At 39.1% G+C, this 9,927-nt stretch carries 13 protein-coding genes; 6 read left to right on the forward strand and 7 right to left on the reverse strand.

From position 1 onward, the window contains the following. Nucleotides 1-73 precede the first annotated feature (73 nt). The 3 genes from C7B62_RS21980 to C7B62_RS21990 all read right to left on the reverse strand — a co-directional run bounded on the left by C7B62_RS21980 (nucleotide 74) and on the right by C7B62_RS21990 (nucleotide 2,416). A complete protein-coding gene (locus tag C7B62_RS21980; protein WP_199194320.1) occupies nucleotides 74-937 on the reverse strand; it encodes a TIGR00341 family protein in 864 nt (287 codons plus the stop codon). A gap of 151 nt (nucleotides 938-1,088) precedes the next feature. Continuing rightward, nucleotides 1,089-1,826 carry a DUF1003 domain-containing protein gene (locus C7B62_RS21985; RefSeq protein ID WP_233220105.1) on the reverse strand — a complete coding sequence of 246 codons (738 nt, stop codon included), beginning with the start codon at nucleotides 1,824-1,826 and terminating at the stop codon, nucleotides 1,089-1,091. Nucleotides 1,827-2,110: 284 nt separating this feature from the next. After that, complete coding sequence (locus C7B62_RS21990) at nucleotides 2,111-2,416, reverse strand: hypothetical protein (protein ID WP_106242380.1); 306 nt, start codon at nucleotides 2,414-2,416, stop codon at nucleotides 2,111-2,113. Between the two features lie 197 nt (nucleotides 2,417-2,613). Between C7B62_RS21990 and C7B62_RS21995 the strand changes: the two genes are divergently transcribed. Next, nucleotides 2,614-3,192 (forward strand): hypothetical protein, encoded by a 579-nt coding sequence (locus tag C7B62_RS21995; RefSeq protein ID WP_106242384.1) that lies wholly within the window; start codon nucleotides 2,614-2,616, stop codon nucleotides 3,190-3,192. Nucleotides 3,193-3,242: 50 nt separating this feature from the next. On the opposite strand, the gene C7B62_RS22000 is transcribed toward C7B62_RS21995, so the two are convergent. Then, nucleotides 3,243-4,463 (reverse strand): CCA tRNA nucleotidyltransferase, encoded by a 1,221-nt coding sequence (locus tag C7B62_RS22000; RefSeq protein ID WP_106242388.1) that lies wholly within the window; start codon nucleotides 4,461-4,463, stop codon nucleotides 3,243-3,245. A 94-nt stretch (nucleotides 4,464-4,557) separates the two neighbouring features. On the opposite strand from C7B62_RS22000, the gene C7B62_RS22005 reads away from it, so the two are divergent. Continuing rightward, the gene (locus tag C7B62_RS22005; protein ID WP_106242392.1) at nucleotides 4,558-4,806 is read left to right on the forward strand and encodes a Ycf34 family protein; all 249 of its coding nucleotides are present in this window, start codon (nucleotides 4,558-4,560) and stop codon (nucleotides 4,804-4,806) included. Between the two features lie 130 nt (nucleotides 4,807-4,936). Continuing rightward, nucleotides 4,937-5,566 carry a DedA family protein gene (locus C7B62_RS22010; protein ID WP_106242395.1) on the forward strand — a complete coding sequence of 210 codons (630 nt, stop codon included), beginning with the start codon at nucleotides 4,937-4,939 and terminating at the stop codon, nucleotides 5,564-5,566. 30 nt (nucleotides 5,567-5,596) lie between these two features. Here the strand turns inward: C7B62_RS22010 and C7B62_RS22015 are convergent, their stop codons facing one another. Both C7B62_RS22015 and C7B62_RS22020 read right to left on the reverse strand, forming a co-directional pair. Next, nucleotides 5,597-5,989: an FHA domain-containing protein gene (locus tag C7B62_RS22015; RefSeq protein WP_106242399.1), complete on the reverse strand. Its 393-nt coding sequence runs from the start codon at nucleotides 5,987-5,989 to the stop codon at nucleotides 5,597-5,599. 217 nt (nucleotides 5,990-6,206) lie between these two features. Further along, nucleotides 6,207-6,530, reverse strand: a complete 324-nt coding sequence (locus C7B62_RS22020) for a phasin family protein (RefSeq protein WP_106242402.1) — start codon at nucleotides 6,528-6,530, stop codon at nucleotides 6,207-6,209. Nucleotides 6,531-6,630: 100 nt separating this feature from the next. Between C7B62_RS22020 and C7B62_RS22025 the strand changes: the two genes are divergently transcribed. Both C7B62_RS22025 and C7B62_RS22030 read left to right on the forward strand, forming a co-directional pair. Next, on the forward strand, nucleotides 6,631-6,951 hold the full coding sequence (locus C7B62_RS22025) for a TIGR03792 family protein (RefSeq protein ID WP_106242421.1): 321 nt from the start codon (nucleotides 6,631-6,633) through the stop codon (nucleotides 6,949-6,951). Between the two features lie 20 nt (nucleotides 6,952-6,971). After that, nucleotides 6,972-7,337, forward strand: coding sequence for a zinc ribbon domain-containing protein (locus C7B62_RS22030; protein WP_106242405.1), 366 nt, complete (start codon nucleotides 6,972-6,974; stop codon nucleotides 7,335-7,337). Nucleotides 7,338-7,355: 18 nt separating this feature from the next. Here the strand turns inward: C7B62_RS22030 and C7B62_RS22035 are convergent, their stop codons facing one another. Further along, nucleotides 7,356-8,585 (reverse strand): TetR/AcrR family transcriptional regulator, encoded by a 1,230-nt coding sequence (locus C7B62_RS22035; RefSeq protein WP_106242409.1) that lies wholly within the window; start codon nucleotides 8,583-8,585, stop codon nucleotides 7,356-7,358. 382 nt (nucleotides 8,586-8,967) lie between these two features. On the opposite strand from C7B62_RS22035, the gene C7B62_RS22040 reads away from it, so the two are divergent. Further along, nucleotides 8,968-9,810, forward strand: coding sequence for a fatty acid desaturase (locus C7B62_RS22040; RefSeq protein WP_106242413.1), 843 nt, complete (start codon nucleotides 8,968-8,970; stop codon nucleotides 9,808-9,810). The last annotated feature ends 117 nt before the right edge of the window (nucleotides 9,811-9,927 follow it).

Consider the following 9,927-nt stretch of genomic DNA (forward strand, 5'->3'; position numbering starts at 1 on the left):
TTCAGCCTATCTTTTTTGGCTACTTGTCTCAAATCCTTTTCTTTTCTGAGCTTTAGCCTATATTGTCACCCCGCTAGGTTTCATATAGAATAAAATTTTCGATTTCGTGACGCACGTTTTTGGTGATAATTAATTCTCGCATCGAAAGAGTTAGAGGAATACCCAGCAGAAACATTACACCTGTAGACACTGCCAAGCCTTTTTTAGCTCGATTAAGATTGCCATAAGACTGAAACAAAAATACTAAGCTACCAAAAAAAATAATACAGATTAGGTTGGTTAGAAACAACAGCAGCGCACCAAAGGCAATCTCTCCCTTTCCTTGGGCTAAACCAATGCCCACTACGCTTAGAGGAGGAACTAGAGCTACAGCGATCGCCACTCCAGGCATGGCGCTAGAAATACTCCGACGGGTGTTAGCAAATGCACCAGCCGCCCCAGCCGCCATGGCGATACCAAAGTCGATCAAGGTTGGTTTTACACGAGACATAATTTCTGTGTCCACAGTGTCCAAACCAATAATTGAAGTGACAACCCAAGCGACACTGATAGTAAGTAGAATACCTTTGAGTACTGTAAAACTAGAACGACGTAAGAGCTTACGATTACCCATGGCTGTAGAATAAGCCATGCCGACAATAGGACCCATTAAAGGTGCAACAATCATCGCACCGATGATTACCGCAGCACTGTTTGCTAGCAATCCTAATGTAGCAATAATTGCTGACAAACCCAGCATCAGGTGAAAGCTAAACGAGGAAACCGATAGCCGCCATACGCTGCGATTAAGACTAGCAATAGGTACTGGCTTTTCTGTTAACCAATGCCAGTCACCGTTATCTTGTGCCCATAATTTTTTAAAACTATTATTGATTTTACGAAACAGCAGCTTGAGGCGAACCACGTAGCGAGGATTATAAGTAAGCAAGACTGACATCAGGATTATTGGGAAATTAAGCAAATAAAAAGTAAATAACTACTAAAATTGAGCAAATTTTGTTAAAATCCACTCCATGATTAACCAAATCGCCCATACTTCAATCACCCTTTAGATATATCCACGAACATTAAAATTAGGCGACTAGTAATTAAGCTTCAGTTGATTCTAAATTTTCCCGCAGAATATCTAAAACAATTTGCGGATCTGTTGCTTGCTGCATGATTTGTGCTTCGAGATCATCACGATCGCGGATTAAAGGCAAGTCTTCCCTTAACTCTTCCATTAACTTAATTAATTTAGCAATCTTTTGTTCGGTTAAAAGATTGATTTGCAAAGTTAAATGCGATCGCTGTTCGGCTATCCTATCTTGACGACTCTGCTGTACTAAGACTCCAGTAGCAATGAGCAAAGCAGCAATATCTAATCCCATTTCTTGGGCATCAAAAAGAGGTAGACCAAGGGGTAATAGTTGAGGTGCAACGCGAGTACAAATTACCCAGCTACTAAAAAAAAGTATTTGCAGATATAAAAACTCTGATTTACCAAAAAAAGCCGCTATTTTTTCCACAAGGCGATCGCGCCACGGTAGCTTTTGCGCTTGTTTCGCCTGAAATCCAATAATAGTTTCAATATTTTTAACTACCTGTTCAGATAAAGGATATTTTTTACCATCAATGTATATGGACTTAGCCGAAGCAGAGATTATAGAAGATTTTTGATGAGAAACGGAAACCATGCCAGCAATATCCTGTAATTTAAAAGAATAAGTGTAAAAGAATAAGAATAAGCAGTTATACATGTAGTCTAAGATAATTATAGTTAAGTAGCTTCTGTCTAAAGAAAGAAAAAGGCGCACTACCAACAGAAATATAGGTAGTTTCGGCATTGGGAATAGCTGCATCAGCTCGTTGAACTAGCTCGTCAAGGGATAAGGGGGATTTACCAGGAATAATTTGAGAAACTGGTTCGCTAGGCTTGAGTGTAAAAGTTAGAGCATAAATCCCATCTTCTACTTTAGCTTGAGGAAAATAACAGTAAATAGAGCGACAATACTCATAGTTTTATTTGGTTTGTTACAGGAAATTCGAGGATTACCAGCAAAGTACGCTTACAAATTGAAAATAAGACAACCAACTTAAAACGGGACAAAAAGACGAGTTTGTTCGCAAGTTAAAATCGAGAACTAAATTTTTTCTTTTCTTCTAGATCGGAGTATAAATCTGACCAACTATCTCGAAGGGAATCAATAGATTTTTGAGGTTCATCAATTTGATTTCTCTTAATAACCATCATAACTCCATTAACATGAGACTCTGTACCAGCAGCCCCTAAATGCTGATAACGAGAAAATTTTCCTGACTCTTTTTTCGAGGGAAAAATTGCTTCTTTTGCTTGTAATTTATAGTACCAATAAGTCTTGTATTGACCTCGTGCTTGATAAAGAGCCAAATGGCATCCAGTGGGAGCTACGGACAAATAAAGCTTGTTCTCTTCAACTTTAACTTTTTAAGCTGACGTTTTAGCTAAGGGTGGCTATAGTTGGATACCACTATTAAACAAAATCAAAACTGCAATGTTCTGGTGTCAGATTGTAGTTTTTTCTAGCTACATATATTTTTAAACCTGTCATTTTCTTAGTCTAATAGCGATCCAACTATAACTAACTATTATCTATGAATAGATATAGCGCAACAATTATTTCCATTGGGCTATCCTTGATCTTAATTAACAACTATGGCGTAAATCGTGCGATCGCTAAACAAGTTATAGGCAATCCCATCAATAACTGTAGTCAAATAGGTAAGCAGTCTTTCATCTCTTCAAATACGATTCCAGTTGACCATATTATCGATCAGGCTAATTTAGTCGCATCTACTAAAACTACATTTGATGCTACTCAATCAAGCTTGTGGTGGGCAACACTACAATTCGATCCATTTGACGGTAAATTGGTACAAAATTGGTTTGCTCATCCACAAAAACAGCAGATTAATTTAGTTGTTAACTGGCAACTATGGACTTTACTAGACTATTTTGGACGCTATCGCTTTGTAAATCAATTTGGTACTGTCGCCAGAAAATATGGTTATAGTCTCAATATTTTTAATCAAAAGGATCAGTGTTTGGCTAGTTATAAATATAATTCCACCAGTATTCCTCCCAAATGGGAACTCAATTTGGAACAATTAGGTAGGAGCAGTTTATCTATAGAACCTCCGCCACAACAGCCATCTATTATAGAAACACCTTAGTTACTGATCTTTCTTACTTATTAAAGGCTGGAGAAGTCAAGTAACTAACCTTACTTACTAGATTGCAATATGGAGTTGGCAAAGTCGATCGCCTGTTGAGTAGTAGTTACTTTCGACTCGATTTGGGCGATCTGGATCTCGGTCAATAATTCACCAATTACACGAGCAGGTTTGAGGTTTAATTCCCGCATCAAATCGTTACCCGTCACTAAACATTGAGGATGAGCTACTGGATCACTAGGATCTAGATAACGCTCAATCAAAGGAGAGGTAATTTGGCTGGGAATTTTTAGGGCGATCGCTCTTGCCATTAAAATTGGGAAAATATCTTTAACTTTTAAAAACCAAAAATACTGTTCTCGTAGGCTCATTTGTTGAGTTATCTGCTGTAGCAAAGGCAAATACTTCACTGTTTTGGTTATGGCTTTAATTTGATTGCGAGGATATTTTAAGCGGGTTAATTCGGCTTCTGCCATCTCAGCTTTGGTGGCAACTAAAGCCGATAATTTTGCCAAAATGTCTAACGCTGGATACTTTAAGCCAGACTCAAGACAAAATTTAATTCCTCTGGTGATATTGTCTAACTGTGCTAAATCAACTTGATGACTATTTGGTAGCCAAAAATTTAACAAACCATCCTCTATTGCGGCTGCAAGCCATTTATTTCCTTGAGGTGCGGTAAATAGATAATTTAATTCTGTTTGAACTCTTTCTGGGGCAATTTTCTTTAATAAAGAAGCGCGCTTGGCGATCGCTTTTTGCGTCTCTGCCTCAATGGTAAAATTCAGTTGTGCTGACTGGCGATAAGCTCTAAGCAGTCTCAAGGGATCGTCTTCCAGGTTTTTAACCGCCACCATCCTTAAGACACCCTGTTCTAAATCTGCCAGACCCCCTAAAGGATCGACTAGCTGTTGTGATTTAAGATTGTAGGCGATCGCATTAATCGTAAAGTCCCTACGGTTTAAATCCGTCTCTAAACTTGCCCCTTCTTGGTTTGCCAGATCTAACGTACCTTGTTCAAATACTACTCTAGCAATTTCTCTGACTTCATCTAACACCACAAACCCGCCCTGATAGAGGCGAGCAAATCGTTTAGCAGTAGGGATCGCTTTTTCGGGTAAGACAAAATCTAAATCTAGAGGAATCTTATAACGCTGCAATAAAGCATCTCTGACCGAACCTCCTACCAAATAAGCGCGATCGGGCAATTGAGCTAAATCACCAGGAAAATCGACTTGCGCTAAATATAATTTGATCTTGGCTATGCTCATTTAAACTTATTTAACTAAACTTCTCTAATCTATTGCTGTCTGAGCTAAATTAACAATTAAAGCATGAAGTCCAGTTAGAAAATAGCTCAATCTTATGTGTATCTGTATCAACTGCCACTATGTAGATCGCTGTAAAACCTATAATGCAGTCGAAACTCAGCATGAACAACCCCACTTGTCCGAACATCCCACTTTTGAACCCAACGAACCTAGTATCAACGTCAATATTCGCACTCTAGACGACACTATCGAAATGGAATGGGATGTAGTGGGCTGCCAAAGCTTTGTCCAAGAAACTGGAAAATGGGCAAGTCTACGCCCTGGTGAAGCTATCCCAACCTAGGTAATGAGCAATGAGCAATCCTCGTGCTTTTGCCTTGGGTTTCCTGCCATAAGTAATCATGGACACATTGACACTCTTACTAAATCCACGTCATCATAGGGAATAATATTAATCTTTGTAAAGACGTAGAATGTCATTTGAATTTTTCTCGTTAGACACTCTACAAGAACTGGCTCGCCTCTACGGTTACTGGGCAGTGTTTGTAGGGATTGCGATCGAAAACATGGGAATTCCGCTTCCTGGTGAAACCATCGTGATCGTAGGCGGGTTCTTGGCTGGGAGTGGCGAATTAAACTACTGGTGGGTTTTGGGTAGTGCGATCGCTGGAGCAGTTTTAGGAGATAATTTTGGCTATTGGGTCGGTCGATTTGGAGGTTGGCAACTTTTAGTAAAAATTGGACGTTTTTTCCGTCTTCAAGAACAACAGCTAGAGCAGGCAAAAGATCGCTACAGCAAAAATGCAGTACAGGCAGTTTTTTGGGGTAGATTTGTCACGTTGCTGAGAATATTCGCAGGGCCTCTGGCTGGGATCACTCAAATGCCCTATAGGCAGTTTCTTTTGTGTAATTTTGGAGGTGCAGCGGTATGGTCAACAACAATTGTCAGTATTGCCTTCTTTTTGGGAAAGGCAGTTTCTTTAGAGCAGATTGTGAGTTGGGTAACTCAACTAGGTGTTGTAACATTATTGTTCGTCATTGTTCTCTTATGCGTACCTTTAATTTGGGAATATGGGTATAAAAAGCTTTTTGCCAAAGATTAATGCTGCTGGCAAATCGGCGAATTAACTAAATTAACTAATTAAAGTATCTTTAGCACTTTTTGGTTGTCGTCTTATCCTGCCTCGATCAATCGCAGCATCAGATTGCTCTGGATTAGTACTTGATTCAATCTTCAGCAAAATTTGGGGACCAGATTTGGCTAAACGGACAATCATACCGTCTAAGGCGATCTTTTTTTCGATTGCTTCGCCATCAACATAAGTACCATTAGACCCTACGTTAACTACTTCCCAGCTGTCTATACCTGACTTTCTAATCTCGACGTGATGGCGGGATACTACGGCACTATAGAGAACCACTTCATTATCGGTAGCGCGTCCAATTTTAATAATCGGTTCATCTCGGAATTCCCAGCTTTGAACCGCTACTGGTTGAAGAGGATGTAATAAAGTTAATGTAATCACAGATTTGTTTTAATAAGCATTAAATAGTCTAAAATCTCAAGCAGCAGACTTTTGTTTTCAGTAGACTCAAGAAATTTTCCACATAGCGCATTTTAGTCGATAAAATTAAAACTGTATCGATTCCGTCGCCTTAATATTAGCTGATGAAAACAAGAGTGTCTTTGATTTGATTCAATTAGATACAAAAACTGTGGCTCGACCAAACTGACCAAACTAACTAACGCCAGTTCTTATTTTCCAAGTCTCTAATCTGTCGCTCTAGGCGATCGATCCGTCCTCTTAATTCGTCCATTTCTGCCTGGCGAGGAACACCTAAATCTTGGAGCATGTTTTTCATTTGTCGCTCTGCTTGTTTTTGCATACTGTCTGAACCAGTATTGATCTGGGACATGAGGTCATCTACGAAAGATTTTGCTTGTTCTGGATTAATTTTGCCTTCTCTGACCCATTCTTGGCTGACTTCTCTAATTTTTTCTGCCACTAGCGAAGTTGTACCTACGCCCAACATCATTAATTGTCTAAGCCAATCGCTATTATCCATTGTGCAATCTCCTAAATTTTTATTTACTATCTTATTAGTATTAGATCGTAAAATAACCCAATATAAATATTATCGAACTTTTTTCATAATTAAGAATTATATGGTTATTGAGTGGCTCAAATTTAGAGTAGATTCAGCAAGCCGAGAACAGTTTATTCAGCAGGACGAAAAAATTTGGACAGCTTCGTTGTCTACTTATCCTGGGTTTCTAGGTAAAGAAGTGTGGATTGAGCCTAATGCAGCAGGCAAAGTAATTTTCACAATTCATTGGCAAACTCGCGAACAGTGGAAATCAATTCCCGTCAAAAATCTAGTTGAAATTGAACAAAAGTTCGCTGCCGTTATGAGAAAAATGAACATCAAATACAAAATGATTGAAAGTAAAGAGTTTCAAATTCGCAAATTTCCCTCTAAGCAATGAGCAAAAATTAAAAATTAAAAATGCCTATCTGTCCCCAGTGTCAAAAGCCTGTGGATGCTCAGGAGCTTAGTTGTCCCTATTGTGACAACCCTTTAAAAGCTTTTGGTCATCCTGGTATACCTTTATATCAATCATCAGATGGTACTAGCTTATGCGATCGCTGTACCTATCATTTAGACGATACCTGTAATTTTCCCCAACGTCCTGATGCGAAAAGTTGTACTTTGTTTCATGATGCTTCTGTTCCCTTAGTTGGAGCTAAAGAGATCCCTACTAGTCAGCTAGGGTGGCGAGGATTTAAAAACTGGCTCTATCGCTATCGAGGCTTAATTGCGATCGCCTTATTAATTTTAATTAGTGTCACTATTGCTTTGAGTTCTAGCTAATTTGTAATTACTAATCAATTAAACTTTCTTATCTAAACGTGCTGCTGATTCTAACGCAGCTTTGTTTCTCGCTCTTTGAGCATATTTTTGTAGGTGTTCGACGTTAATTCCGCTGAGAATGCTTAAATCTTCTAGTTCAATTCCGCGCATAAACATCTCCACGCACCAGGTTTGTCTTGCCTGTTCAACTCTAGGAGATTCTCCTTGAGGAGTAAGTAGATCGTTCGTTAAATTGCGCCAGATTGCCTGTAGCTCTGCTGCATTGATAGCTTCACTTGCATCATTAATGAAAATTGCAGCCTGTTCATCCTTACGACTTTTTAACCATTGAATTAGAGGATTAATAGTGCTTGATCCGTAACGAAAACCCATCACCCATTGATTAAGGGGAACTTGTCGTTTATGTCCATAATTTACTTGTAAAAGATGTTGCTGTGGCTCAACTATAAAATGCGATCGCTCTAAATGTAAAATTTCAGTTAAAGATAACCCCGCGCCAAACAGAACATAGATCAGAGCATATTCCTGCTTCCCCGTTTTCTTGGCTTTCTTAAATAGCGATCGCACTAAGCTAGCAGGTAAATCGGCGATTTCTTCTGATCCAAGTTTAACAATACTCGTTTCCGTAACTCTAGAGTTAGCAATGTTCGTAGTGAAAGAACCGTGTAAAAATAAAGTTACCAAACTCTCTAAAAACTTGTCATGGTTTGACCAATTGATATAGCCTTCCGTGCTTGATTCGACAACAAAATACCCAATCAACACAAAATTAAACAAGTTAACGATTTGTTCAGGAGTGAAATCGCTCGATAAATTTTCTTTGGCGATCGCTTGTTCTAAATATTCCGCTACATAACGATTTGCCTCACTTAAGCCTTTCCCTAACGCCATTCTGTTTTCGACAGGGTAATTTCCCGCTTCCCCGACAATAGAACGAACAAGATCGGGTGCTTTATTTAAGGTACGCAAGCTTTCTTGGGCATATTCCTGTAAAAAGTCGGCTACGTTATCTTTGGCATTTGCCTGTTCCACTAAAGCATGAACTAGTTTAGCAAAGACCGCTGAATCTTGAATTACGGCTAAAAGCAAGCGATACTTGTTGCCAAAATTACGAAACAATGTAACCTCGTTCACCTGAGCGCGTTCGGCAACTGCTTTGGTGGTAGTTTCTGTTACTCCTCTTTCAGCAAATAAATCTAGTGCTGCTTCAATTAGACGTGCTTTAGTGGATTTTCGCGGAGTAGACATATTACAGATCAGAACTGATAATTTTGCTCGTCACTATTGATAAATGACGCTTAAGCATGATGATTCTTTAATTATATTTATGCTAGGCATTTCTAACACTTTATATTTCAATTACTTGCCCCCATTGCAACCAGAGCATTTTGCTGTCGACCACAAGTTCAAATCAAAATAATGTAAGTATCGCTTGCTTTATTAAAAATAAGTTGTTACACTGCAATATGTAAGCGACACTTGCAGAAGGTAAGAGACTCCGCGATGCCCAAAGACCTAAGGGAACACTAGAGTTATTAGCTTAGTAAGAGTCTTACAGGATTAGCGCCTAGCGTAATCGCTAAAGCTGCAAAACTCTGTAACTTTAAATATTTTAGGACGAGTTTAGATAATGACACAGCAATTGATTGCTCCCCAGAGCCAGCCATTGGTTCAACCAGAAGAGAAGTTAAAGCCATCTTGGCTAAATATTTTCATCTTAGGATCTTTTCATCTAATTGCTCTTAGCGCGCCTTGGTTTTTCTCCTGGTCTGCTTTGGGAGTGGCAGTTTTCTTCCACTGGCTAACAGGTAGTATTGGCATTTGTTTGGCATACCATCGCATTTTGACTCACCATAGCTTGGAAGTTCCTAAATGGTTAGAACGTATTTTAGTTACCTGTGGCGCACTTGCTCTTCAGGGTGGTCCAATCTTTTGGGCAGCAGGACATAACCTCCATCATGCTCATACTGAAGACAACGACAAAGATCCTCACTCTGCAAAAAGAGGTTTTTGGTGGAGTCATATGGGCTGGTTACTATATCCGCAAGACAAGTACTTTGATTACGACCAGTATAAAAAATATGCATCCCGCGTTGATAGAGATCCTTACTATCGTTGGTTGAACAAATACTTTGCCTTACTTCAGGTGATTCTTGGCTTTGGTTTACTGGCTTTAGGCGGTTGGTCATGGGTTATTTATGGTATTTTTGTTCGCACTGTAGTTTTGTGGCACTGTACCTGGTGTGTTAACTCTGCGACTCACTTCTGGGGTTACAAAAACTTTGAATGTGAAGATGGTTCGCTTAACCTTTGGTGGGTAGGTATTCTTGCTTATGGTGAAGGCTGGCACAACAACCACCACTTCAATCCTCGTGTAGCTAAAGCTGGTCAACGTTGGTGGGAAATTGATGTCACCTGGTGGGTAATTAAAGTGCTACAAGCTTTGGGATTAGCAAAAAAAGTAGTATCTTAAAGCCAAATTTTTAAGAAAATTGAAAATTAAAAAGCGATCGCTTTACAAGTTAAGGCGATCGCTGACGGAAAACCAATATTTAATTAAAATAATTCCTGAGCGCTGAATCATAATTTC

Origin of the sequence: Pleurocapsa sp. CCALA 161 (assembly GCF_003003995.1) — a bacterium.
Taxonomy (GTDB): domain Bacteria; phylum Cyanobacteriota; class Cyanobacteriia; order Cyanobacteriales; family Xenococcaceae; genus Waterburya.